This window comes from Oceanobacillus kapialis, assembly GCF_044790185.1.
GTDB classification, from domain to species: Bacteria; Bacillota; Bacilli; order Bacillales; family Amphibacillaceae; genus Oceanobacillus_B; species Oceanobacillus_B kapialis.
In genome coordinates this window covers 964,876-989,054 of the sequence record NZ_CP085256.1, presented here as the reverse complement: position 1 = coordinate 989,054, position 24,179 = coordinate 964,876, and the positions used below count along the sequence as shown (strand labels likewise).

General features: G+C 37.1%; 22 protein-coding genes. 10 read left to right on the top strand and 12 right to left on the bottom strand.

Features of this window, described 5'->3' with window-relative positions; translation table 11 throughout:
* Positions 1–142 precede the first annotated feature (142 nt).
* Genes dndB through LG273_RS05235 form a run of 5 tightly spaced genes read left to right on the top strand, consistent with a single transcriptional unit; the run spans position 143 to position 6,326 of the window.
* On the top strand, positions 143–1,237 hold the full coding sequence (dndB, locus tag LG273_RS05255; protein WP_404458408.1) for a DNA sulfur modification protein DndB: 1,095 nt from the start codon (positions 143–145) through the stop codon (positions 1,235–1,237).
* Positions 1,237–2,799 carry a DNA phosphorothioation system sulfurtransferase DndC gene (gene dndC, locus LG273_RS05250; RefSeq protein WP_404458405.1) on the top strand — a complete coding sequence of 521 codons (1,563 nt, stop codon included), beginning with the start codon at positions 1,237–1,239 and terminating at the stop codon, positions 2,797–2,799. The genes dndB and dndC overlap by 1 nt, the downstream gene beginning before the upstream one ends.
* Positions 2,800–2,824: 25 nt before the next feature.
* Positions 2,825–4,816, top strand: coding sequence for a DNA sulfur modification protein DndD (dndD, locus tag LG273_RS05245; RefSeq protein ID WP_404458402.1), 1,992 nt, complete (start codon positions 2,825–2,827; stop codon positions 4,814–4,816).
* The gene (dndE, locus tag LG273_RS05240; RefSeq protein WP_404458399.1) at positions 4,813–5,208 is read left to right on the top strand and encodes a DNA sulfur modification protein DndE; all 396 of its coding nucleotides are present in this window, start codon (positions 4,813–4,815) and stop codon (positions 5,206–5,208) included. The genes dndD and dndE overlap by 4 nt, the downstream gene beginning before the upstream one ends.
* Positions 5,208–6,326, top strand: a complete 1,119-nt coding sequence (locus tag LG273_RS05235; protein ID WP_404458396.1) for a cysteine desulfurase family protein — start codon at positions 5,208–5,210, stop codon at positions 6,324–6,326. Before dndE ends, LG273_RS05235 begins: the two co-directional genes overlap by 1 nt.
* 292 nt (positions 6,327–6,618) lie before the next feature.
* Here the strand turns inward: LG273_RS05235 and LG273_RS05230 are convergent, their stop codons facing one another.
* Positions 6,619–8,550, bottom strand: coding sequence for a fructose-1,6-bisphosphatase (locus tag LG273_RS05230; RefSeq protein WP_404458393.1), 1,932 nt, complete (start codon positions 8,548–8,550; stop codon positions 6,619–6,621).
* A 153-nt stretch (positions 8,551–8,703) separates the two neighbouring features.
* Positions 8,704–9,642 (bottom strand): hypothetical protein, encoded by a 939-nt coding sequence (locus tag LG273_RS05225; RefSeq protein ID WP_404458390.1) that lies wholly within the window; start codon positions 9,640–9,642, stop codon positions 8,704–8,706.
* A gap of 156 nt (positions 9,643–9,798) precedes the next feature.
* On the opposite strand from LG273_RS05225, the gene LG273_RS05220 reads away from it, so the two are divergent.
* Entirely contained in the window at positions 9,799–10,785 is a 987-nt protein-coding gene (locus LG273_RS05220) for a hypothetical protein (protein WP_404458387.1), read from the top strand.
* Here the strand turns inward: LG273_RS05220 and ahpF are convergent.
* Both ahpF and ahpC read right to left on the bottom strand, forming a co-directional pair.
* A complete protein-coding gene (gene ahpF / locus LG273_RS05215; protein WP_404458384.1) occupies positions 10,772–12,343 on the bottom strand; it encodes an alkyl hydroperoxide reductase subunit F in 1,572 nt (523 codons plus the stop codon). The genes LG273_RS05220 and ahpF overlap by 14 nt on opposite strands.
* Before the next feature lie 14 nt (positions 12,344–12,357).
* A complete protein-coding gene (ahpC, locus tag LG273_RS05210; protein WP_404458381.1) occupies positions 12,358–12,921 on the bottom strand; it encodes an alkyl hydroperoxide reductase subunit C in 564 nt (187 codons plus the stop codon).
* Between the two features lie 311 nt (positions 12,922–13,232).
* On the opposite strand from ahpC, the gene LG273_RS05205 reads away from it, so the two are divergent.
* Together LG273_RS05205 and LG273_RS05200 are read left to right on the top strand one after the other, a co-directional pair.
* On the top strand, positions 13,233–13,610 hold the full coding sequence (locus LG273_RS05205; RefSeq protein WP_379562988.1) for a PH domain-containing protein: 378 nt from the start codon (positions 13,233–13,235) through the stop codon (positions 13,608–13,610).
* 54 nt (positions 13,611–13,664) lie between these two features.
* Positions 13,665–14,087 carry a VOC family protein gene (locus tag LG273_RS05200; RefSeq protein ID WP_379562986.1) on the top strand — a complete coding sequence of 141 codons (423 nt, stop codon included), beginning with the start codon at positions 13,665–13,667 and terminating at the stop codon, positions 14,085–14,087.
* Positions 14,088–14,303: 216 nt separating this feature from the next.
* Here LG273_RS05200 and LG273_RS05195 read toward each other — a convergent pair whose 3' ends face one another.
* The 7 genes from LG273_RS05195 to LG273_RS05165 all read right to left on the bottom strand — a co-directional run bounded on the left by LG273_RS05195 (position 14,304) and on the right by LG273_RS05165 (position 22,611).
* A complete protein-coding gene (locus LG273_RS05195; protein ID WP_379562984.1) occupies positions 14,304–14,699 on the bottom strand; it encodes a VOC family protein in 396 nt (131 codons plus the stop codon).
* A gap of 97 nt (positions 14,700–14,796) precedes the next feature.
* Positions 14,797–15,126, bottom strand: a complete 330-nt coding sequence (locus LG273_RS05190; RefSeq protein WP_404458377.1) for an SRPBCC family protein — start codon at positions 15,124–15,126, stop codon at positions 14,797–14,799.
* 257 nt (positions 15,127–15,383) lie between these two features.
* Positions 15,384–17,468 (bottom strand): RNA degradosome polyphosphate kinase, encoded by a 2,085-nt coding sequence (locus LG273_RS05185; RefSeq protein WP_404458374.1) that lies wholly within the window; start codon positions 17,466–17,468, stop codon positions 15,384–15,386.
* A 137-nt stretch (positions 17,469–17,605) separates the two neighbouring features.
* The gene (locus LG273_RS05180; RefSeq protein ID WP_404458371.1) at positions 17,606–19,126 is read right to left on the bottom strand and encodes an exopolyphosphatase; all 1,521 of its coding nucleotides are present in this window, start codon (positions 19,124–19,126) and stop codon (positions 17,606–17,608) included.
* Between the two features lie 91 nt (positions 19,127–19,217).
* Positions 19,218–20,768: a BCCT family transporter gene (locus LG273_RS05175; RefSeq protein ID WP_404458368.1), complete on the bottom strand. Its 1,551-nt coding sequence runs from the start codon at positions 20,766–20,768 to the stop codon at positions 19,218–19,220.
* A gap of 462 nt (positions 20,769–21,230) precedes the next feature.
* Entirely contained in the window at positions 21,231–22,241 is a 1,011-nt protein-coding gene (locus LG273_RS05170; RefSeq protein WP_404458365.1) for a DUF3231 family protein, read from the bottom strand.
* A 181-nt stretch (positions 22,242–22,422) separates the two neighbouring features.
* Entirely contained in the window at positions 22,423–22,611 is a 189-nt protein-coding gene (locus tag LG273_RS05165; protein ID WP_404458362.1) for a DUF4177 domain-containing protein, read from the bottom strand.
* Positions 22,612–22,749: 138 nt separating this feature from the next.
* Between LG273_RS05165 and LG273_RS05160 the strand changes: the two genes are divergently transcribed.
* Positions 22,750–23,100, top strand: coding sequence for a MerR family transcriptional regulator (locus LG273_RS05160; protein ID WP_404458359.1), 351 nt, complete (start codon positions 22,750–22,752; stop codon positions 23,098–23,100).
* A complete protein-coding gene (locus tag LG273_RS05155; RefSeq protein WP_404458357.1) occupies positions 23,093–23,545 on the top strand; it encodes an SRPBCC family protein in 453 nt (150 codons plus the stop codon). Before LG273_RS05160 ends, LG273_RS05155 begins: the two co-directional genes overlap by 8 nt.
* Before the next feature lie 49 nt (positions 23,546–23,594).
* Here LG273_RS05155 and LG273_RS05150 read toward each other — a convergent pair whose 3' ends face one another.
* Positions 23,595–23,966, bottom strand: coding sequence for a VOC family protein (locus tag LG273_RS05150; protein ID WP_404458354.1), 372 nt, complete (start codon positions 23,964–23,966; stop codon positions 23,595–23,597).
* Positions 23,967–24,179 lie beyond the last annotated feature (213 nt).

Below are 24,179 nucleotides of genomic sequence, written 5' to 3'. Positions count from 1 at the left end.
TTAACATATTTTTAGTTCTTTCCTACTATTTATAATATCCAATTTAATCATGGTAGAATATACGTTTCTTTTTTATTGTACTCTCTCTCTAAAAAGTTTATAATAAATACATGGTTTTACGTACGTAAAAAGGAGGTTGTATATGGAACTCGGGTTTAGTTATAACTTCCCAGGAATTAAGGGAGTACAAGCCGGTAAAGATTATTATATAGCGATGTGTCCATTACGAGTAATACCCAAAATCTTTTTATTTGACGAGGATGAAGTACCCCCAGAATACAGGTCGCAAAGAATTATAAACAAAAATAGAATTCCAGAGATCACAAACTATATTGTCAACAATCCAACAGACTATGTATTCTCTTCGTTGACTGCATCAGTAGACGGTGACATAGAGTTTACATCAGTATCAAAGGAAAGTTCTCTAAAAGATGTTGGAATGTTATCCATATCATTAGATGCCAAATTTTTAATTAATGATGGACAACATAGGCGAGCTGCAATTGAAGAAGCTTTACGAATTAATCCTGATCTAGGTTCTGAAACTATTTCAGTTGTGTTCTTTATAGATGATGGTCTTAAAAATTCTCAACAAATTTTTTCAGATCTCAACAGACATGCAGTCAATACTACATCATCTATTGGTATTTTGTATGATCACCGGGACAAACTTGCAATTATTACAAAAAACATCAGTAATTCCATCCCTTTTCTTAGCAGGTATACAGATAAGGAGAGAGTTTCCTTATCAAAGAACTCTCCTAAAATCGTTGCCTTAAATCATATTTTCAATACTAATTTAAAGTTATTAGGGATTTCCAAAGGGGATTCTGTTAATCAAGAAGATGAAAAGTTTCTAAAAGCATTTTGGTTAGGTTTAACAGACTCTGTTTCAGAATGGACCCAGGTTATGAATAAAGAACTGACTCCCAAAGATCTACGAATGAATTACATTATCGGTCATGGCGTTTTCTTTGAAGCCATCGGAATCGTTGGAAACTATTTAAGAAAATATTATGGAGATGAATGGGAACATTACATTGAAAAACTTAAAGATATTGATTGGTCTAGATCCAATACTGATATATGGGAAGGCCGCGCTATAAAGAACGGACGAGTACAAAAGAATACACAAACCATAAGATTAACTGCAAACCAAATTAAAAAGTTTTTAAGTTTACCACTTACAGAACAAGAAGCTAATTTGGAAAATGAATTTTTGAAAGGAGCTTCATAATGAATATTATTTCAGATTTGATAAATGAACAGACTACACTTGTAGACCAAGCGAAAGAGGAAATCAAAAAGGTTTATTTAACGGATGACCGCCCTTGGGTAGTTGGTTATAGCGGCGGAAAAGACTCTACGGTAGTAGTGCAGCTAGTGTTTGATGCACTTACTGAATTAGATAAAAATCAATTAACAAAAAAAGTTTATGTAATTTCATCGGACACTTTGGTAGAAACTCCATTAATTATACAGTCCATTAATACTACATTACGTAGAATTGAAGATAAAGCAATAGAGTTAAACCTACCAATTGAAACTCATAAAGTAAAGCCAATGATTGAACAATCTTTTTGGACTAATATAATTGGAAAAGGTTACCCTTCCCCCAATCAGCAATTTAGATGGTGTACTGATCGAATGAAAATAGACCCTGCTAACCAATTCATTAAAGATAAAGTTGATTCATTTGGAGAAGTAATTATGCTTCTAGGAGTAAGAGAAAAAGAAAGTGCTACAAGAGCAAACGTTATTAAATCACATACTACTGAAGGTAAATTACTCATGAGACATTCAACATTATCAAATGCTTATGTTTATGCTCCGATTAAGTCGTTCGATCTAGATGACGTTTGGAATTACCTTCTAAATTTTGATTCTCCTTGGGGTGACGACAATAATGAGCTATATAGATTGTATAGTGATTCGAACAGCGGTGAATGTCCTCTTGTAGTAGACAAAACAGTAAAAGAATCCGCGGGGTCTTGTGGTAACTCCCGTTTTGGATGTTGGGTTTGCACTGTAGTAAATGAAGATAAAGCATTAACTGGGTTTATTAATAATGGGCACGATTGGATGAAGCCACTACTTGATTTCAGAAATTGGTTATCAAATATCCGCGACGACCGTTCTATGAGAATGAAATATCGCATGAATGGACAAGTTTATTTCAATCCAGTAAAGATTATTGAACATGATGGCGAAGATAAAGTATTAGTACCTAAAAAAGGAAGTAGAATGAAAGAACTGTTACCTTTAAATGATTTCAAAGTTCTTAAAAAAGCTCAATTAAAAGGCTATTTAGAAGATAATAATGTTGATTTAGCATCCTCAGAAGATCCCAAGATTTTAATTATGGATGAAGATAACAACCACTGTCAATTGGGGTTAGGACCATTTACTTTAGAGGCTAGAAGAGAAATCTTAACCAAATTGCTAGAAGTTCAGAAGGAATTGAAACATCCTCATGACGAAAATTATGAACTAATTCAAGAGGAAGAACTTAAAGAGATCCGTAAAATTTGGTTTAACAACGGAGACTTTGAAGATAGCCTACCAAAGATATATCACGATATTTTTGGATCTGATTTAGATTGGGAAAGAGATGAAAGATTAATATTTGATGCTGATGACCTTTCTCAACTTGAGTTAATGTGCAAAGAAGAAGGTATGGACTTCCGCTTAATGAAAAAGTTGCTCTTAATTGAAAAAGAGCACTCCGAATTTAAATTAAAACGAGGTTTAATGGATCAACTTTCTTCTGCCTTAAAACAAGACTACCTACATCTATAACTTCTTAGATTGAAAGGAAATTAATATGATCTTTAAAAAATTAGTTTTAAATAATATTGGCCCTTATGAAGGTGTTAATCGTTTTTTATTGGATTCAAAAAAAGGAAAAAACACTATCCTAATTGGGGGTAAGAATGGTGCGGGTAAAACAACCTTTTTAAATAGTGTTAGGTTAGCTTTGTATGGGCCATTAGCATATGGTTTTAAAACCGAATCTAAAGAATATAGGCTTAAAATCCACTCTTTGCTTAACAATAAAGCATTAAAGAACTTAGATAACAAGAACTTCAATATAAAAATTGGCTTCACTATGGTTGAAGATTTTAAGAAAGTCTATATTGAGATTATTCGGGGTTGGGATGTTGCTAGCGCTTCTCTTAAAGAACATGTTGAAATTATTAAAGATAATACTCACTTAAACGATATACAAAAAGATAATTTTTTTGAAAAACTGAGAACTAGCTTTCCCCCTTCCCTATTAGAGCTTTGTTTCTTTGATGGTGAGGATATTGCGAAGTTAAGCAATGAAAACAACCTCTCAAATTATCTAAAAGAATTATCTACTAAGTTATTTAACTTGGATCTTTTTCAAAACTTAGAGCAGGATTTAACAAGCTATTTAAGTCAAAGTTTTAAATCTGATAAAGAGAAAAAATTAGAAGTTGATACTGAAAACATCGAACTTGAATTGACATCGAAAATTGAAAAACTTAGAGGTTTAACTTCCCGTATTGAGAATTACAGTCATGACTTAAGGGATTCTAAGGAACAATACCAGAGAGTTAAAAACGATTTCTCTATACATGGTGGGCTTATATATGAAGAACGAAATAAAATCCAAAATGAAATATCAAGAATTGAAAATGAACGTAAGCACGCCCAAGAAATTATTAAGGAATTTATTGCTAGAGAACTTCCTTTCTTTTTAAGCTTGCCTATTTTAAAGAAGTTAGTAGCACAATTAGAGGACGAGGAAAATTACTACGTTTCAAATATGATGAAAGAAAAGTTAAATAACATTTCATTTGAAGATATACAGGATGCACTTGGATTTGAAATAAGTGAAGATAAAGAACAAAAATTAAAAAATTCTTTAGTAAAGAAATTAGCAGGTACAAAAGATGTTAATATTATTCATAATGCTTCTAAAACTGAGGCACATCAGGTTTACGCACTATTTACAGATACAAATATAGAAAAGTTAAGCCAATTAAATCAACTAGTACAAAAAAATAAAAATGATCTCAATAAACTTAGTCGATTAAACAAGAAACTAAAAGATAATGAATCTACTAGTGAATTTAACGAAATGATAATTGCAATGGAAAACTATAATAAGAAAATAGCAGACCTAGAAGTTGAAATTGAGTCTTTAAAAGGGCAAACCGAACCTATTCAAGTGGAGATTCAAACACTAAGTAATAAAAACGAAAAAATAAAAAAGGATTTATATAATATTTACAAGACAAAGTCTTCTTATAAAGAAACAGAAAAGGTTTTAAATATCAGTAAGAAATTCCAAGAAAGTCAGCTAAGGAAAAAAGTAAAAGATGTTGAGTATTTTTCAACTAAGATGATAAAAGAATTATTTCGTAAAGACCTTTTTATTAATCGTATTAAACTCGATCATCAAACTTTTAAAATAACCTTATTAGACTATGATAATAATGATATAAATAAAGATATTTTATCCGCCGGGGAAAAAGAATTGTTGGTTTTGTCAATTATTTGGGGAACGATCAGCTCTTCGAAGAAACAATTACCGTTTGTATTAGATACATTACTTGGAAGACTAGATATTGAACACAAATCTTCTGTTATAACTAAACTGATTCCTAAATTTGGACAACAAATTATTATCTTGTCTACTGACTCAGAAATCAATAAGGAATTATTTATTAATTTATCGCCATATATTGCGAATGAATATACCCTAAAATATGATAGTTTAAATAAAAAAACAGTTATTGAACAACACTTTTTTAACAACAATAAAGAAAGCGTGGTACACTCATGAATTTTCGTTTAAAAACTACTGAAAAAGCCGCCACTTCTTTAAAGAATTTACAAAGCTCAACAGGCTTAACACCAAATATATTAGTCAGAATATCTATTTCTCTTTCAATTTTGGATCCTGAACAACCGAATGAGACTCAATCAGAAACTAAAGGTCTAGAATTTAATCGAAATACGTTAACTGGTGAGCAAGACTATTTTTACAAGTCATTAATTAGACAACATGCTAAAAAAGAAGTTCCCGAGGAAGATTATTTTCCTACTTTGTTTAATGCTCATTTAGAACGAGGGGTACAACTACTGGAACAAGAATATAAACATGCGGGGAACTATAACAAATTACTTACCAATTTACTTAGAATGTCGGAGGAAAATTTTAAGGAGAGATTATAATGCTCTATTTAGATAATAGTGCTACTACATCGGTACTTCCGGAAGTTCGAGACAAAATGATGTCTTACTTATCAGATGAGTTTGGTAACCCATCTGGTAAGTATTACAAGCTTGCCAATCATGCAAAGGATGCTATAGAAGAAGCAAGGAAAAACGTATCCCTTCTTTTAAAAGCCAAGGAAAAAGAAATTATTTTTACTAGTGGGGCTACCGAAAGCAATAATATGGTTGTTAAAGGCGTTGCTGATTATTATTCTAATCAAGGAAATCATATTATTACATCCAAAGTTGAACACCCAGCTGTATTAGACGTATGTGAATACTTGGAGAATAAAGGTTTCAATATTACCTATTTGGATGTTGATCAATATGGAAGAGTGAGTTCTGATGAACTAGAAAGTGCGATTACAAACAATACAATTTTAGTAAGTATAATATGGGGTAATAATGAACTCGGTTCTTTAAATGATATAAAAAGCTTGTCTGATATATGCAAAAACAAAAATATACTTTTCCATACAGATGCAACCCAAGTGGTTGGAAAAATTGATGTTGATCTAAAAAGTCACAGTGGTATTAGTTTCCTATCTTGCTCTGCTCATAAAATGCATGGGCCAAAAGGCGTCGGAGCTCTATTTATTAGAAGTGACAATTATGGTAAACTTACTCCTTTGACGCCTCTTTTCCATGGTGGAGGGCAAGAAGAAGGTATAAGAAGCGGGACTTATTCAGTTCACAACATAGTTGGATTTGGTGAAGCTGCTATAATAGCAGATAGTAATTTAACAAGTAACTTGAGAAATTTAGAAAAGCTTGAATCCAAAACCACACAGATTTTAATTGATAAATTTAGTAATAAAATTACTTTTAATTCTGATAGTAAAAACAAAATACCAGGGATTATTAACGTGAGATTTAATGGAGTTAACAACCAAATTTTGCTTAAAAAATTAGCCCCTATTATAGCTGCATCTTCTGGCTCTGCATGTAGCAGTACAAAACCCTCACACGTTTTACAAGCTATTGGGTTGGAGTTAAAAGAAGTTAGAGAAGCGATAAGGTTTTCATTTTCTCCTTATACTTCGATCGAAGAAGTTGAAGTATTTAAAGATCTTTGATTTAGTTTTTATTATCTAATAGCGGTTTATTACTTAAAAATTTCTTTTCTTAAGATGAACCCTAATCATAACCATCGTCATCTTTCTAAACAAAAAGAAGTAACCGCCCCCAGACCATGGTAGTGGTTACTTCTTTTTGATCTTCATCATTTGGTCAACCGCTCTTTAAGCGGCTGAGTTGTGGTATCGGGTAGTTAGCGCTACACGATGCCTTTTCTTATTATTAGTATAATTTTATTTATATAAACTGTAAAATACACTTCACTGCTAAAAACTTCCTTTATAAAAATCCTCACTTCATATACCGATACTCTAACAAACTCTTCAACATTGCAATTTCCTGTAACAGTTCTTCCCCAACATTCGTTTCTCTTACTTTCTTTCGCTGGAGCTCTTTATCGACCAATCGTTTCACGGATAAGACATCATTGCCATTATGCAATACCTCTTGCTTGGAATTGAAGTGCTTATGTGCGACAAGCTGCATGCCATAGGAATTATAAAGCAATGTATAGCCAGCGATACCAGTTGTTGGTTGATAGGCTTTGGAGAAACCACCATCAATAACGACAAGTTTTCCATTTGCCTTAATTGGGTTCTCCCCTTCCACCTCTTTAACTGGTGTATGACCATTAATGATATGGCCTTGCGCCGGATCAAGGTCAAACTCCTGTAAGATCTTATGGCATGTTTCCTCATTTTCACGCAAGTAGTAATAAGGGTTCTTTCTTTCCTTATGCGTTTTCTTGTCCGCTATAAAATATCTTTCAAAGGTGGTCATTTCTCTTTTTCCAAATAGAGATGAGTGCTCGCCTGTCCATAAATACCAGACCATATCTGTCGCCAGATTATCTGTTTTTTCTGGATTGGCAAAAGCTTGGCGTAAAAAGTGTTCAAAGATATCAAGCAGTTCCCGTCCGGCGTATGCTTTCCCTTCAATCTTCATCTCTTCCATATTCCCTTGCTCATCGATCGGGATGCAGCCATGGATTAAAAGGTTTCCGTTATATTTTAAATAAAGACTGCCTTTTTTCATGAGAAACCTCATATGTCTGGCCAATTTCTCCGAATGCTGGACAGAGAATAGTAATTTATCAATGACCTGCTTCTCTTCCTCTAATAATTTACCGGGCTTTTCTGGATCCACTGTTGCAAAGCATGTATTTTCCAGCGGATATGTTTCTCCGTGCAAGGTTATTTCGTTTTTCTCGTAATCTACCTTCTCCAATAACAGCCTTTTAGACATATTGAAGTTAGGATGTCTTTTGATAATGGGCATTTCAAGCTTAAACTGAATCATCGCAATCGCTTGATGAATCTTCGTAATTTGTAATTGCTCCTCGTCCGTTATGGCCTTGCCAGAATGCCGCTTAGGACGAAAAGAAGGATTATCCCCATAATACTTCTCTGCCAGGTTTACAAGTGGTCTCAAGTTGATACCATACGCATCTTCAATGATATCCAAATTATCGTAACGAGCGCAGATTCGAATAATATTCGCCAAACAAACCTTGGAACCGGAATACGCACCTAACCATAGAACATCATGGTTTCCCCATTGAATATCGACAGAGTGATAGTTAATAAGCGTATCCATGATTTTATCAGGTTCAGGGCCCCGATCGTAAATGTCTCCGACTACATGAAGATGGTCGACCACTAAGCGCTGTGTCGTATATGCAAGCCCAATAATCAGCTTATCTGCTTGATCAAGGGAAATTATTTGCTCCACTATTTTTCTATAATAATACTTTTTATTTGTAAGCTCATCTGTTTTATACAGCAATTCTTCAATAATATAGACAAACTGCTTTGGTAAAGCCTTGCGAAGCTTTGATCTCGTATACTTAGAAGAAGCATGGGAAATTAGCTGAATAAGATGTCCGATCTTTTCTATGTACCATTCATTTAGCTCTTTCTTGTTAGCAAAGTTACTTTTAATCAATTGTATTTTTTCTTCAGGATAATACACTAATGTCGCAAACTCCGTAATCTCATCTTCGGACAATTCATTGGAAAAACGATCTCTTATTTTCTCTTTTACTTTTCCTGAACCATTTCGCAACACATGCTGAAACGCTTGGTACTCTCCATGCAAATCACTTACAAAGTGCTCTGTGCCCTTTGGCAAGTCGAGGATGGCTTCAAGGTTAATAATTTCCGTTACGACCTTTTCTTCACTATCATATTGCTGTGCCAATAAATCTAAAAATGTGTTTTTCAAAACTGCATCCCCTTTGTAAACTTCTAATCTATGTAATGACCTAGGATTTTTAATAGTACTTCTATTATAACGGAAAAGCATAGGGGAAGTGAACACACTGGAGAAAGGATTATGGAATTAGAAAAAAATGGAGGGTAATTCCCTCCAAGTGATTTAATAGTTTTCGATAAATTGCTGACGCTCTTCCTCAATTTGCTTTATATTTTTCTCACTTACAACAACTTCTTCCTTTAAGCCCCTGATGATCTTCTCCACATCATATTTTTTATCTTGTACTTGATCACGTGCTTCATTAATTCTGTCTTGAACCATAAAATCAACAAAGAATCCATCCAGGAAGAAATCCGCAAACTTAAGCATTCCAGAGATATCTACTTGAATATTTACCTCTTCCTGAACATCTAATAACTCTTTTTGGAAACGGCGCATGCTTGTTTGTGCTTTATGGATTGCTGCTGTAGCCTCATCCATGTTGCTATGCTTAATGAGTCCGGAAATTGCCCCTCCCCCAAACATATCGAACATTCCCCAGTTCGCAGCACTATCTAGAGAGGCTAAAGCACTTTCCAAATCCCCCACCACATTGGCCCCTGCCTTAATGGCTTCATTCAGTTCAATTTGGTAGGCACGCTCATCACCTTCACGCTCACTTAATTCGTATAAAGTAGCCGCTGAAGAAGTATTGCTTTGCTTAATATCCTGCTCTTTTTCGGCAAACAGTCGCTGATAAGTCGCTTCTACGTCCCCTATTTTTTCTAACTCGTATCCTAAATCTGCTAATGCTTGGTCTATTTCTTTTTTCGTTTTCTTCGCCTCTTCTAATTCCAACTGAACAGCAACGACTTCTTGTTTTTCCTGTTCAATCCGTTCTTCCTTATCACCTTTCAAAGCTAGAAAAACCCCAGAAATACTAAACCCCTCAAGCTTCTCCACATCTTTTTCCTCTTCTTCTAGTCGCGTTGTTTGTTTCTTAATCACTTCTTCTATTTCAGCAAGCTCTGTTTCATAGTCCTCTACTTGCCTTTCCCATTTCTTTTTTCTTCTTAGATCTGCTTTTACCTGTATCAGGGATTCATTTAAACGTTGTGCCATGCTCATTCCTCCTCCATCCATCTAGTATACGTACGAAAAAGCCTTTAAAAAGTTTCAGGATGGCCAGGGAATGGATCGTCCAACGAATTATCGATCGCACTATTAAAAGCTCCATTAGTTAATTGCAATGAACAAGCGGTCGATTGGCTCACGCTATTGGGTGATTGCACTGCTGGGCGGTCGATTGGCTCACACCATTGGGTGATTGCACTGCAAACGCGGTCGATTGGCTCGCACTATTGGGTGATTGCACTGCAAACGCGGTCAATTGGCTCGCACTATTGGGTGATTGCACTGCAAACGCGGTCGATTGGCTCACAACATTGGTTGATTGTACTGCAACAGCGGTCGATTGGCTCACATCATTGGTTGATTGCACTCCAACAGCGGTCGATTGGCTCGCACTATTGGTTGATTGCACTGCTGGGGCGGTCGATTGGCTCGCACCATTGGTTGATTGCACTGCAACAGCGGTCGATTGGCTCACACCATTGGGTGATTGCACTGCAAACGCGGTCGATTAGCTCGCACCATTGGTTGATTGCACTGCAACAGCGGTCGATTGGCTCGCACTATTGGTTGATTGCACTGCAACAGCGGTCGATTGGCTCGCACTATTGGTTGATTGCACTGCAAACGCGGTCGATTGGCTCGCACCATTGGTTGATTGCACTGCAACAGCGGTCGATTGGCTCACACCATTGGTTGATTGCACTGCAAACGCGGTCGATTAGCTCACATCATTGGTTGATTGCACTGCAACAGCGGTCGATTGGCTCGCACTATTGGTTGATTGCACTGCAAACGCGGTCGATTAGCTCGCACCATTGGTTGATTGCACTGCAACAGCGGTCGATTGGCTCGCACTATTGGGTGATTGCACTGCAAACGCGGTCAATTGGCTCGCACTATTGGGTGATTGCACTGCAAACGCGGTCGATTGGCTCACACCATTGGTTGATTGCACTACAAACGCGGTCGATTGGCTCACACCATTGGTTGATTGCACTACACATGCAGTCGATTGGCTCTCCTCGCCCCACCACATTAAGATCGCTCACCCACCAACAAAAACAAAAAACCCCAGACAAAGGCAAAGCCTTCATCCAGGGTCCTCAATATTCATTCATTACTTCTGGTTAACAAGTTCTTCTTCAACCGGACCTGCTTCAATCGGATTTCTGATTAGATAATCAAATGCTCCTAATGCTGCAGTAGCTCCAGATCCCATTGCGACAATAATTTGGTTATAAACACTGTCGGTACAGTCGCCTGCTGCGAACAATCCGGCTACTGTTGTAGCACCATGTTTGTCAACAACAATTTCACCAATACGGTTTTTCTCTACAGTATTGTCAAGCCAACCTGTATTTGGCACAAGACCAATTTGGACAAACACACCTTGTAGATCGATATGTTTCTCTTCATTTGTCTCACGATCTAGATAACTAATGCCATTTACATTATCGCCGCCAGTAATTGCTGTAGTCTGAGCATTTTTTACTACCGTAACGTTAGGTAATTTAGCTAGACTATTTTGCAATACGTCATCAGCTTTTAGTGTATCAGAGAACTCAAGAACCGTAACATGGTTGACGATCCCAGCTAGGTCAATCGCAGCCTCGACACCAGAGTTTCCTCCACCGACTACAGCTACGTCTTTTCCTTCAAACAATGGGCCATCACAGTGTGCACAATATGCTACACCTTTGTTAGCGTACTCTGCTTCTCCAGGTACACCAAGCTTACGCCAGCTTGCACCAGTTGAAGCGATAACGGTTCTACTTTTCAACACAGCACCATTGTCTAGTTCTACTTCAAACATGTCTTTCTTTTCAAGTCCGCTGACAAGTTGCAAATTCAATACATCTATTTCGTAGTCTTTCACATGTTCCTCTAGGCTTGCAACAAGTTTCGGCCCCTCCGTGCTTTTCACACTAATAAAGTTCTCGATGCTCATTGTGTCCAGAACTTGACCACCAAAACGTTCGGCAACGATCCCTGTGCGGATTCCTTTACGTGCAGCATAGATGGCAGCACTAGCTCCAGCTGGGCCTCCACCAACGACGAGTACATCATATGGTGCTTTCTCAGATAGCTCAGAAGCATCTGGGCCACTACCTAATTTGGCTAGCATTTCTTCGATCGTCATGCGGCCACTGCCGAACTCCTCGCCATTCAAGGTTACAGTTGGCACAGCCATAATGTTCTTGCTTTCGACTTCTTCCTTGTACGCAGCCCCATCAATCATCGTATGGGTGATACCAGAATTAAGTACACTCATCATGTTTAGTGCCTGTACAACATCCGGGCAGTTATGGCAGCTAAGACTGACATATGTTTCAAAGTGATATTCGCCGCTTACTTGCTTAATTTGGTCTATAACACTTTGATCAACCTTTGGAGCTCTTCCGCTAACCTGCAGTAAAGCCAAGACGAGAGAAGTAAACTCATGCCCGAGCGGTACACCAGCAAAAGTTACACCTGTGTCTTCCCCAACACGATTCACACTAAAGCTAGGGGTACGTTTTAAGCTTGCCTTTTCGATCGTGATTTTCGAGGACATGGAGGCAATCTCATCCACGAGTTCTTGCATCTCTTTGGAAACCTCATCCTCACCTGTACTAACTTTAAGTACAATATCACTTTCCAGTAACTGAAGGTATTGATCTAGTTGTGCTTTAATATTTGCTTCAAGCATGCTTATCGCACTCCTTAAATTTTACCTACTAGGTCTAGGCTTGGTGTAAGTGTTTCAGAGCCTTCTTCCCATTTAGCTGGGCAAACTTCACCAGGATTTTTACGAACATACTGTGCTGCTTTGATCTTGTCAACAAGCACACTTGCGTCACGGCCAATTCCGTCAGCGTTAATTTCAACTGTTTGAATAACACCATCTGGATCGATAATGAACGTACCGCGATCAGCAAGACCAGATTCTTCGTTTAATACTTCGAAGTTACGAGAAATAGTTTGGGATGGGTCACCGATCATTGCATACGTAATTTTTCCGATTTTTTCGGAAGTATCATGCCATCCTTTATGTACAAAGTGTGTATCTGTAGAAACAGAGTATACCTCAACACCAAGTTCTTTTAATGTTGCATATTCATTTTGAAGATCTTCTAGCTCTGTTGGGCATACAAATGAGAAGTCTGCTGGGTAGAAGCAAACAACACTCCATTGACCTTTGAAATTTTCTTCTGTTACATCAACAAAGTCACCGTTGAAATAAGCTTTTGCAGTGAATGGTTTTACTTCTGAACCGATTAAAGACATTGTTAAATTCCTCCTATGTGTTGTTAATAATAATTATTCTTATAAAAGTACATTATGGTATATTGTCCATTATTGCAAGAGATATACAAAAATCAGGCCTTTTTTCACACTATTTTCACATTCAGTTTATGAAACCGTTCTCATTTAGGGTTAGTAACTGAAAATGATTATTTTTAAATATTAGATTGTTTTTTTAAAACGAATGCATAACGATGTGATGGTTGTTATAATTGCATTACAGTTAAACGATCCATATTAGTATTATTCTCTTCAGGTTTTTATAAACGTGTATTAAAATTGGAGGTAATAAAATGGGATTTCTCGATGGGCTAATGGGGAACGCTTCAAACGTTGACAAAAGCGAAATTAAAAAGGATTTTGGGAAGATTTTAGTTGATGGTGAAGAAGTAAGTGTAGCTTTCAAAGTAATTCGAGATTTATTTATTTTTACGGATAAGCGGCTTATTTTAGTTGATAAGCAGGGACTTACTGGGAAGAAAACAGATTATCATACCATTTTATACAAGAGTATTTCACATTTTAGCATTGAAACAGGTGGAAATTTCGATTTAGATGCCGAGCTGAAGATATGGATATCAGGGAACGCCCAGCCACTTGTGTCAAAAACTTTTAAGAAAGATAATAGTATCTATGATATTCAGAAGGTGCTTGCAGCTGCTTGTGGGTGATTAGTAATTTAGAATCTCTAATAGTACCAGATTAAATAACGAGGAGCGTTTCACATGTCAGTAAAACTACTTCCTTATTTAATAATGGACGGAAATGCAGCGGAAGCTATTGAATTTTATCAAAAAGCTTTAAAAGCAAAGGTACTTTATACGCAAGCTTTTGGAGATATGCCTGAAAACCCGGAGTTCCCAGTACCAGAAGAGGCTAAGCAGCGAATTGCACATGCAACAATCCAAGTTGGTGAAACAGAAGTAATGCTTTCTGACACGTTTCCTGGTCAGCCCCACCAAAATGGAAATCAAGTTGCTATCTGTATCTCTACAGATGATCCAGCGAAGGCAAGCGAGTTGTTTGAAGGATTAAGTAATGGCGGAAACGTGACAATGCCATTACAAGAAACATTTTTTAGTCCGGCTTATGGCATTGTTACCGATAAATTTGGTGTGAATTTTCAGATCCACACTCAAGGGGACTAATAAAGTGAAGCTTCATTTGGTGAAGGGTCCCCTCCCTCCCCTACCAAATGTTAGTTAAACGACCATTATTGGCAGTTGATCCGCGGGGTCTTACTGCTGGTTAAAGCGGGATAAAACGACCTATACGCAGGATTATTTAAAATGATAACAGAGAAAGCATGGCTACTTATTAACTATAGCCATGCTTTCTTATCGGATGTAAAACCTATGATAACCCTACTTTGCATTCTTATCTGGTTGATGGATACCAAAGATATTCCCTTCCGTATCTGTATAATACCCTTGCCATGCCATTCCTGGTAGAGCATACTTAGGCAAAGCAACCTTGCCACCAGATTCTAGTATTTTAGATTCTGTTAAATCATAGTCCTCTACACTCATGGTACAAGCATACCCATTCATAGCTTGATTTAGCTCTGGCGGAGCACTTTGGCGTTGCATTAAAGCTCCATTAATGCCAAGTTCATTGTCATCACCAGTTACAGCGCCACAATATGGCATTCCAGCATAATCACTCCAATCTTGAAAGGTCCAACCAAATATGTCACCATAAAACTTTTTCGCCCTTTCCATATCATCTACGTGAATTTCAAAATGTACTACACGTCCCATCATTTCCCCTCCTTATTTATTTTCCCTTCTAATTTTCTATTCATCATTCTATTAAAAGGTTTGGTCAAATTTACATTACATTAGGTCATGCAGCGTACTATTTCTCTAAGTAACTCTTTAATGCATCCAAATCCTTAGCGCAAGCCTTCTTAAAAGCCTCTGCCATCATTTTTCCGAAGAATTTTGCTATGCCTGTAAGTCCCTTTATCTCACCATATAAGGTATCTGAATGATCACCTGATGCTTCGATAACATACGTAAACACAAACTCTCCTTTGCCTGTTGTGCCTTTTGTGCCATCACAACGGAAAATAATTTTATTTGGCTCTTCAAGTTCCATAACCTCAAAATGCTCGGTTGCCTCTTTTCCGTACATTTTCCTTGTTTCTTTCCATTGACTTCCTATTTGTAATGGGCCCTCATCCAATCGCTCTATCCCTACTCATCCTTGCATCCAATCTTGGGCAGAATCAAGGTCAAGCAAGCTTTTATATGCTGTTTGCTTGTCCACTTGAATAGACCTTTCTACAGTAAACCGAATACTCAAATCTGGCTCCTCCTTGTGTCCGTGCTACTTCGGCATCCCTTGTTATACTAATTAATTCCACACGAATCCCCAATATCCCTCTTAAATTACAGAAAAAGATGACCCCCAACACTAGGAATCATCTCTTCTACTAACTATTATTCTTCATCATCAAGCACATTATATGCTTTTTCATATAACATCATCTGGCTATCTACTTGTTTCTCACCAGCGTCGGCTTGCACCTTATAATAGGTTCCGTCGTTTCTTTGTTCTCTTGCGTTCATATTATCTGCCAATGATATTTCTAGTACTTCTTTTACCCGATTTTTAACAGGCTGTTCATAAATTGGGAATAATAGCTCTACTCGCTTCTGCATATTACGCGTCATCATATCTGCAGAGGATAAGTAGATCGCTTCATCGCCATCATTATAAAAATAGAAAATCCTGCTATGCTCCAGAAAACGGCCGACAATGCTTCGAACGCGAATGTTTTCACTTACTCCCTCAATCCCCGGCTTTAAGCAGCAAATCCCTCGTACAATCAAATCTATCTTCACACCAGCTTGGGATGCTTCATAAAACTTCTTAATAATATCTTTATCGGTTAAAGAATTCATTTTCGCGATTATGCGGCCATTCTGGCGTTTTTTCTGGAAATTAATTTCTTTATCAATATAGCGGATAAAATCCGATTGGATATCAAATGGCGCCATGGAAAGGTGGTTAAAGCTTGGTTTTTCCATGAACCCGCTCAAATAATTGAAAAAGTTGGTCGCATCAATGCCGAATTTCCGTTTCTTCGTAATAAGCCCCATATCCGTGTACAGTTCAGCCGTTGAATCATTATAATTTCCAGTGCCAAGATGTACCACTCGTTCAATCTTATCACCAACTTTGCGAACGATTAAGGTAATTTTACTATGGGTTTTTAAGAAATTCATACCATAGATAACGTGACAGCCTGCTTTTTCAAGCTCCTTGGCCCATTGGACATTTTGCTCCTCATCAAAACGGGCCTTTAACTCAACAAGTACTGTTACCTGTTTTCCATTTTCCGCTGCTTTTTTTAACCCTTGGATAATTGGCGAATCGCCACTAACACGATAGAGCGTTTGTTTAATTGCCAATACACTTGGGTCCTCTGAAGCTTCTACCACCATGTCAACGACTGGCTGAAAGGATTCATATGGGTGGTGAAGAAATACATCCCGTTTCTCTGCAGCCTCAAAAATTGTCTCATTTGGCCGACAATCCTGTGGTGGCTGTGGCATGAGCTTCAGATAAACCAAATGCTCATTTTCAGCTTTTACTTCTTTATAAAAACCAAATAAATAAGTCAGATCAAGTGCACCATCTACAATATATAAATCATTTTTATGTATTTCCTGCACGCCTAAAAGAAAGCTTACTATTGCTTCATCATACTTGTCTGCACGAACTTCTAAGCGAACAGCAGCACCCCATTTACGTTTCTTAAGCTCTTTTTCGATTTCCTTTAATAAATCACGAGCACCTTCTTCATGAATAGTCATATCTGCATTTCTCGTAATACGAAATTCTGTGATAGAGCGAACCCGATAGCCTTTAAATAGTTTTTGAATAAAATGTGAGATAATGTCTTCTAGTAATATGTAGTTATTCGTTTGCTCAATGCGAATATAACGATTAAGTAGTGCTGGAACCTGTACAATCGCAGTCTTTGTCAACTTGAACTCTTTCTCTACCGTATCTTCCAACACAACTGCTAGATTAATTGATTTATTAGAAAGCATAGGAAATGGCCGATACGCATCGATTGCCATCGGCGTTAAAGTAGGAAAAATATGCTCATCAAAATACTCTTCCAACTGACTTTCCTGCTCTTTCGTCAGCTTGTCCATACCGATAATCGCTACGCCTTCATCCTCTAATTCATCTAGGAGCTGCTTATAGATATCATATTGATTATGCACTAATCGATGGTTTTTCTCCGCTATTTTGCGAAGCTGTTCTTTCGGTGTCAATCCAGCTTTATTCTCTGGTTTATTAAACCCAGCCTTCACCTGATCCTTTAATCCTGCTACACGCACCATAAAAAATTCATCCAAGTTAGAGGAAAAGATCGCTACAAATTTTAGCCGTTCCATTAAAGGATGCCGTTTATCGAAAGCCTCACCGACCACCCGCTCGTTAAATCCGAGCCAGCTAAGCTCCCGATTGTTATAATAAATTGGATTTTCTAAGTCATTGTAAACCATGTTGATCCCCCTAAAATTCAAACGTCGCCTACAGGATATTCTACATATAACGCCAAAATATCCTCTTTAAACTATTATATAATACGATTTCTTGTAGAAATAATAAGTTTTTCTAAAGATTTTAAGCAAACAAGTAATTAGGAAATGAATTGCAACTCGATATTCCGATGAAGAGCTTTCTCGATATGTTTCTTCTGTTTTTCTGCTTGGTATTGCTCTAAGCTAGGATCTTCATTGCAATAAATCATTAATTGAACACGGTCTTCTAAAAATTCCAGTTTTACATCTTCCACAATTTGTCTACCTGTTGCATCTAGGCTATAGACAAATTTGACGAGGCTGCCAATAAGCACAATCGCTTTCTTTTCTTGTTTCGTGAACCAATTCTTATATGGCTTATAAAATTGCTTGAATATTGTCTTGTTTTTATAGGAAGCAGCAAGGGCTAACGTAAGCCTTTCCTTATGGGATAATCCATCTATCGTACGATTTGCCAGAAGATAAAAGGAATGCTGGGAACTTGACTCCGCATCAATATACTTACCAAGGTTATACACGATACAAGCTTGCTCCAATAATCGCATGTCTTTTTCAGCTAGAAGATCAATGCCGTACTTGGCAACTTCCTCAATTAATTTTTTTGATAGTAGGCGTCTATGATTTATATGCGGGGCTGACAAATTATATTCATGCATCAGTTCAACTAAACTATCCTCTAGAACATTGGGATATAGATTATGATTTGATTTGCGTGACAACAGCTCGTAAAAAACACCATCACGGAGCCCTTTTCGACTTAAAATAAAGCATTTTGTGTCTACTTCCTTCATCAACTGCTCAAATACACACATCGCAGGCACAATGGTGTCTGCCCGGTCCTTTGACAATCCTTCAACCTTCTCTAATCTCTCGTGATCAAGTGAAGCTAGCTCTGTTATAATACCCGTCACGTCTTCGCTGGACATTTCATATTGATGAAGTCCTGCGAGAGGGTACGCCTTTTTATTTTGGTCGATTTGTGCCATATTTCGTGCACTACCACCAATACCGATGACTGGCACGCGTTTGTTAATTAACCATGGAAGCGTTTGGAGCTGGCTCTGAATAAATACACGTATCCCTTCAAGCGACGCTTCCTTTGAAGAATAGTCGCTTGTAAGGGATTTTAATGTTAAAGCACCGAATGGAAAGCTATGTGAATATTTTAGAATCCTGCCTTCGAAATAGGTGATTTCTGTACTCCCACCACCAATATCGATCGTAATGCCCTCTTCGATTGAAGTAGAATTGACGACAGATAAATAGCCATAGAACGCCTCTTCTTCCTCTGATAAGATGCGCATGTCCCAGCCTACTTCCTGCTTTACAAGCTCTACCAGCTCGTGCTGATTTGTTGCTTGGCGAATCGTTGCCGTTGCAATACAGGAAAGGTGGTGAATCGTGTAGGTATCTACTACTTTTTGAAAACTTCTTAATGTACTAATTAGCTTGGCTATACCTTCTTCTGTCAATACATAGTCTTCATTAAGGTTATTCCGTAATCTAGCGATCGATTTTACATTCTGCACTTCATGAAGTCTTCCAGATACGCCCTGTTTATAGATAACTAAACGCATTGTATTGGAGCCAATATCAATGATTGCATAATTATTATTCATCATTTATCACCAATTTCTAATTTCTATTTGTAAACTATATCATCGACAATATTTTCAAAAAAAATAAGGCCAGACTGTGTAAAATTATACCCTATTGTTCTCTTTTTTGGGTATATAGGTTTCTATCGGCTAAGTTTTGCCTTTGTTTAGGGGGTTTATTATTTTCCTTAATATCTTTATATAGCGTATAGCTCATAATAACCATAAAGAAAAAGAACGGGAAGGTCGTGACAATTGCAACACTTTCTACAGTTTGCAACCCACCACTCACTAATAAGGCAACGGCGCCAATCGCTATTAAAATTCCCCAAACCATCTTAATGTTATTGGAAGGGTTTAACACACCATTTTTACAATACGAACTTAACGTAAAGGTTGCTGAGTCCGCTGATGTAATAAAGAATGTGATGAGTAACAGTGCAGCAATGATACTTAAGAAAGCCCCGCCCGGTAAATAATCCAGAAATCCAAACATTGCTAAGGTAATGTCTTGCGAGACGGTATCTGCTAACTCCGTACGATTCAGATCCTCAATCATATGTAGTGCACCACCACCGAAGATGGAGAACCATAAAAAGCTAAATACTGACGGAACGATAAATACACCGATAACAAATTCTCTGATCGTTCTCCCCTTAGAGATACGGGCAATAAACCCACCGACGAATGGCGTCCACGCTACCCACCATGCCCAGTAGAAGATAGTCCAAGATTCCATCCAGATGGTTTCCGCTTCGTTAAATGTTCCTAAATGTAAACTCATTGGAATCAAATCTCCGACATACGCTCCTGTCGTACTAATAAATAGATTAATCATTTTAATCGTTGGCCCCATTAATAGTACTAAAGCCATTAATAAGAAGAACAGGGTAAAGTTTACATTTGATAAGTATTTGATTCCTTTATTTAAGCCTGTAGAGGCTGAGAATAAAAATAACACGGTAGCAATGCCAATCGTGATAATTTGCGTAGTTAATGTATTGGGAACACCCCATAAATAATTGAGTCCACTTGTTACCTGAAGTGTTGTCATCCCTAATACAACGGATGTGTTTAAAGCTGTCATAAAGGCCGAATAACCATCAATTGTTTTACCAATTGGTCCATAAATTCTTTGTCCTAAAATAGGATAAAAAGTGGAACTAATAAGCCCAGGAAGCTTCTTTCGAAATTGGAAATAGGCAACACATAAGGCTACAAATCCAAAAATCCCCCATGCTCCTAATCCCCAATGTAAAAATGTATATTTCATTGCGGCATTGGCTGGTTCTGCTGTTTCTTTCCCAAGTGGCGGATCAATAAGATGCTGTACAGGCTCTGCAACTCCATAGAATATTAAGCCAACACCAATTCCTGCACTAAATAACATCGCCAGCCAAGATACTTTACTATATTCTGGTCGATCCTTTTGGTCTCCTAACCGGATCGATCCATATCTTGAAAATGCTAAATAAATACAAAATACGATAAATGAAAAGCTTCCTACTACAATAAACCAACCAAAATTACCAAGAATAAATGCTAGAGTAGCGGAAAATACTTCATTTAACATATCGGTAAAGAAAATCCCCATGATGATAAAAATAGCTGTTAATGAAACCGAAATATTAAATACACTATTACTCTTTGACAAGAGAGACACTCCTTAATTTTTAGTCTACTTTACTTTACCATTTCTGTTATATAGAATAAATTCAGAAACATTGGATTAAAGCGAATTATCTATTACAATTAATGGAAAAGTGAAATTCACAATCTAGCCTGTTTCCTCCCTTTATAATGAAAATTGAAGACAATAAAAAGACTCCAACAAAGAAGTTGAAGTCTTGATTACACAGGGTTAAGTTGCCAATGGCTTTGGAACAAATTAAAGTCCAAAAACTATAACATGAATTCTGCTCAACATCCTACATTATCCTTGCTTACTTCTCACCCCAATACACTTTCCCTGATCACATAGTTTTAAACCTTCTAAATAAACAGCAATTATGGGTCAGGTATTCCCACTAACAGGTAAGACTCCGGGGCCCAACTGCCAGTAAGGTCCAATTCGTTCAACTAACATTTTTTGGGAAGAGAAATCCGCTCCAAAAAATGTTTCACTTTATGACTGGTTTCCCGAAGAAAGTTTATTACGGTCTATGATTATTGGTGGTTGTTCCATCCAACCGTTCTCAATCATGATATTTGCTCCATCCTCGACGTATAAGGAAACATCCATTAGACAGCGAGCATACAAAGTCCCAATATCTTTTCTTCCGTTCAGTGATAGGCCGTTTGCATATTCCCTAATTTTCATCGAAAACATATCTATTTTATGCGCCACCATGAGTTTATCAGAAAATGGCGGAGTGGTAGATGCCGTAACCAAATGATCTAAGTGAGAAGGCGAAGGTAGATTATCTTCATTTAGTTTTTTGGCCATGTTTTCGATATGTTTTTTATTAATGTTACCTCCTCTTTCTAGATATTTTTTAACTTTCTTATTTTGTGCGCCTTGACTAAAGCCTGTAATTAGTGCCTTACTTGTTACGTCATTGTTAATGTTGTCAAACAAATGCGCAACCTCCAACCCGTGAAGTGGCCTAACATCACCTACATAGCCATTTAAAAAGCTTTGACTTTGGATAAATTCCGCTTGTTTTGGGTTCGGGACATTCGGCGCATTCATCAAAATACCCTTCGATTTTAACGTATCATTTGTTTTAGCGATTAATTTCACTGTATCTTGAAGACTTTGATCAAAAAGCGCCCGTATATCCTTTCTAGTAACGATCGCGATCGCAGCAGAATAAATACTCATTCCTGCTTTTGCCGTATACTGTAAGTAATACAAATAGAAATCGTCACTGAAAAGCCTTGGTGCTTTCAAATCTACATCCTCATCAGAAAATCCTGCTGGTACAGGAAAGCCATCTTTTTTAAAAATTGATTTTATTTCTTGTACAAAAGCGTTAGACAAGTTTAAAGCATATTCTAAAACTTTCTTAATATCCTTATCATCCACATGTTTTAGATAAAAACGAAGCACGCATATTGCCATTGTATTTCCAGTATAAGTAGCCCAGAGCTTACCCATTTCAGCCGAGGTTAAATTTGATATGCCCGTATTCATTGTTAATTCTCCATTCACTATATAGTTCTTATATAGTGTGAGCTATTTTTGAGATAAGATGTATGCTTAATGGATTTAAATGAGATTTTTGTTCCTTTCAATCAAACAGATAAAAAAGCGTCCATGTGAATACTTTCATGGAGACGCTTTTTTATTTCTTTTGATGTATATTACAAGAATTTCAATCCTTCTTCCGTTTAAAAATAATCTCAAAATAAGAAGCTACCCCATACCCTTTTGTACCAGGTGCAAAAATTTGAATTAACTCCCATCCTTCTTTTTCGTGCTGGAGAATGATAGTGTGATAGTCTTCCTTTGGCTCTAGTTTAAAGCTAGATAACTCGACTCTGACGAATTTGTGTTCATACATAAAGAGATCCTCCTGTAGATGTTATAATAAATACTTAGACATATTAGACTAATTTCCTTCCTACAAGCTTATTTTTCTTTACCATTGACTCTGTGGTGCACCCCTTCGTTTACAATTGTAGTGAGAGGCAGTGAAATCATGTATAAAATAAGTGAATTTGCGGAAATCACCGGTTTAAGTAAAGAAACCCTTCGCTATTATGCTGAAGTGAAGCTCCTAGAGCCAGCTTATATTGACCCACGAAATCATTACCGTTATTACGATGATGGCAGCTTCTTTTTAGCCATTCTTTTAGGAAAACTAAGAAGGTTCGGGTTTACCATCCAGGAAATGACCTCCGTGATGGAAGACGAATCATTCTCTCACTTAGAAGACCTATTAATGCAAAAGCGAGAGAAAATACAGCTGCAAATGGAAGATCTCCGACAACAAACCGAAGAAATCGACGAATTCTTAAAATCTGGAAGGGATGATTCAAGAAATGATTGAATGGAAAGATGAGACAATAATTGAAAGAGATATTGAAACAGTTTGGAGCCTATTCTCCGACAGAAATATTAAAAAGATTATGCCCAAGGTCGAGGAACACGTCTTAGTGGAAAAGTCAGAAACAGAAGCTGGCGCAAAGCATCGACAAAGCTATCGTGAAGGAAAACGGGTGGAATCCTACATCGTAGAAACACTAGCATACGAGGACACACCACTGGAGAAACATAAGAAAATTAGTTTCATTGTTGGAAAAGCCTTTGAAATCAATCTTAGCTTCACACTGAAAAAAATAGATGAAACACACACAAAGTTCATCTACTCCGGCCATAACAAAGGTGTTAATTTTGTCGGCAGAGCCATGATGAAGCTCGCTAACAAAAAAGGCAACGAGCAAGTTGTGCAGGATTTCATGGAAAGAGTGAACCGGGAAGCGATGAAACTATAGGCTTAAAAGAGAGACAGTGCTAATAATAGCGCTGTTTCTCTTTTAAGTCTTAACGGTGTTGATCAATTAAAATTGGATTTCCATCCGGGTCTTCCACTGTGATATATGCCGGCCCTTCTGTTGATTCGTCAGCTTCTTGTATCAATTTAATACCCTTTTCCTTAAGCTCTGCTTGTAGCTCACGAACGTCTTTATAAACATCTAGATTTCGAGCATTATGATCCCAACCAGGGTTAAATGTTAGAATGTTTTTCTCAAACATACCTTGGAATAGCCCTATCACTGCTTGTTCGTTTTTCATAATCAGCCAATTCTGCTTTATGTCGCCGCCCAATGTTTCAAATCCTAGCTTCTCATAAAATGCTTTTGATTGATGAATATCTTTTACATTTAGACTTATAGAAAATGCCCCTAGTTTCATTGTATCTCCTCTTCTTATATCCTACGTTTTTTGATATACCTTTTTTATTAGAATCTACATTCAAGTCAATTTAGTAATAAAACAAGTTTCTTTCCAGCTCACCATTCCTTCGGTGACCTAACTCACAATCTGTAATCAGTAAATATTCTCTATAATTATTAGTTCAACATATATGGCTTTTTCCCTGTAGAACTTTCAAAATTATTTAATATG

Excerpts from the sequence above, each read along its gene's own strand:
- dndB (WP_404458408.1), top strand. The coding sequence starts at position 143 with ATGGAACTCGGGTTTAGTTATAACTTCCCAGGAATTAAGGGAGTACAA.
- dndC (WP_404458405.1), top strand. The coding sequence starts at position 1,237 with ATGAATATTATTTCAGATTTGATAAATGAACAGACTACACTTGTAGAC.
- dndD (WP_404458402.1), top strand. The coding sequence starts at position 2,825 with ATGATCTTTAAAAAATTAGTTTTAAATAATATTGGCCCTTATGAAGGT.
- dndE (WP_404458399.1), top strand. The coding sequence starts at position 4,813 with ATGAATTTTCGTTTAAAAACTACTGAAAAAGCCGCCACTTCTTTAAAG.
- LG273_RS05235 (WP_404458396.1), top strand. The coding sequence starts at position 5,208 with ATGCTCTATTTAGATAATAGTGCTACTACATCGGTACTTCCGGAAGTT.
- LG273_RS05225 (WP_404458390.1), bottom strand. The coding sequence starts at position 9,642 with ATGGCACAACGTTTAAATGAATCCCTGATACAGGTAAAAGCAGATCTA.
- ahpF (WP_404458384.1), bottom strand. The coding sequence starts at position 12,343 with ATGCTTGAAGCAAATATTAAAGCACAACTAGATCAATACCTTCAGTTA.
- ahpC (WP_404458381.1), bottom strand. The coding sequence starts at position 12,921 with ATGTCTTTAATCGGTTCAGAAGTAAAACCATTCACTGCAAAAGCTTAT.
- LG273_RS05205 (WP_379562988.1), top strand. The coding sequence starts at position 13,233 with ATGGGATTTCTCGATGGGCTAATGGGGAACGCTTCAAACGTTGACAAA.
- LG273_RS05200 (WP_379562986.1), top strand. The coding sequence starts at position 13,665 with ATGTCAGTAAAACTACTTCCTTATTTAATAATGGACGGAAATGCAGCG.
- LG273_RS05195 (WP_379562984.1), bottom strand. The coding sequence starts at position 14,699 with ATGGGACGTGTAGTACATTTTGAAATTCACGTAGATGATATGGAAAGG.
- LG273_RS05185 (WP_404458374.1), bottom strand. The coding sequence starts at position 17,468 with ATGGTTTACAATGACTTAGAAAATCCAATTTATTATAACAATCGGGAG.
- LG273_RS05180 (WP_404458371.1), bottom strand. The coding sequence starts at position 19,126 with ATGAATAATAATTATGCAATCATTGATATTGGCTCCAATACAATGCGT.
- LG273_RS05170 (WP_404458365.1), bottom strand. The coding sequence starts at position 22,241 with ATGAATACGGGCATATCAAATTTAACCTCGGCTGAAATGGGTAAGCTC.
- LG273_RS05165 (WP_404458362.1), bottom strand. The coding sequence starts at position 22,611 with ATGTATGAACACAAATTCGTCAGAGTCGAGTTATCTAGCTTTAAACTA.
- LG273_RS05160 (WP_404458359.1), top strand. The coding sequence starts at position 22,750 with ATGTATAAAATAAGTGAATTTGCGGAAATCACCGGTTTAAGTAAAGAA.
- LG273_RS05155 (WP_404458357.1), top strand. The coding sequence starts at position 23,093 with ATGATTGAATGGAAAGATGAGACAATAATTGAAAGAGATATTGAAACA.
- LG273_RS05150 (WP_404458354.1), bottom strand. The coding sequence starts at position 23,966 with ATGAAACTAGGGGCATTTTCTATAAGTCTAAATGTAAAAGATATTCAT.